Source organism: Campylobacter sp. BCW_4323 (genome assembly GCF_001763115.1).
Taxonomy (GTDB): domain Bacteria; phylum Campylobacterota; class Campylobacteria; order Campylobacterales; family Campylobacteraceae; genus Campylobacter_D; species Campylobacter_D jejuni.
In genome coordinates this window covers 1-1,017 of record NZ_MJYC01000086.1, presented here as the reverse complement: position 1 = coordinate 1,017, position 1,017 = coordinate 1, and the positions used below count along the sequence as shown (strand labels likewise).

General features: G+C 32.0%; 1 protein-coding gene. It reads left to right on the top strand.

What is annotated here, in order from left to right; genetic code table 11:
* On the top strand, positions 1–1,017 hold a 1,017-nt coding region (locus AJN60_RS08450; protein WP_148122487.1), incomplete at both ends, for an autotransporter outer membrane beta-barrel domain-containing protein.

Below are 1,017 nucleotides of genomic sequence, written 5' to 3'. Positions count from 1 at the left end.
AAATGAAGGTGGTGGAACCATCTTTGTTAATAACCAAGGAACCATAGATAAAGATAATAGTGGTAATCATTTAGTTAACAGCGGATCTGGTAGCATAGTCATAGAAGATTGGCTTGTTACTACAGATAAAGAAACAGGTAAATTAGACACTGTAGTTGTAGGTGGAAATGGAAATGTAAGCGCTGATCAAATTACTATAGATGAAGGCAATCTCGATCTAGGACAACTTGATAATATAAACAATATCATCTCAGGGGTAAAACCAGGCAATATTGGCAATATAGGAACCAATGGAGGTGGAGAAATATCTTTAAGCTTTGATCCAATAACAGGAAAGCTTACTACAGATTTTAATCTTAATGCCTCCATATCAGGTGCAACCTTTAGATCTTTAATCTCTACTACTTCAAGAAGATCTACCTTTATAGATAATGTTATGGGTAATTCTATGCAAAGCTTTGCTTTAGCTTCTTCAAGTAAATCTCAAAGCATCGCTATGTCTGAAAAGGGTAATTTATATGCAGATGCAAGTGATTATATAAAGAGTGATTTAAATAATGGAAGCTATGGTTCTAATAAAGAACATTCTTTATTCATCCTTCCTTATACTTCTTCACAGAATGTTGAACTTTCTTTGAATGAAGAAAGTAAAGGACACACTAAAGGAACCATTATAGGTTATTCTACTTTAAAAGACAGTGGAATATATGGTGTGTATGCAGGTTATGAAGATACAAAAATGGGTTCAACTTATTTTGATATTAATAATAGAACCTATTATGCAGGTTTAAAATACTTTAATACCTTATTTACTACAGAAAAAGGTCAAGAAGTTTATATCAAAGCTCAAGGTAAAGCTGCTTTGATTAAAAATGATTTAACTAAAAAAATAGGAAATAATGAAGCTAAAGCTGAACCTAATTCTTATGCTTATGGAGTCAATACAGCCTTAGGTATGAATTTTATTTCTAATAAAGATATATTCTCCCCTGAAATAGGTCTTGCTTATGAAGGAGG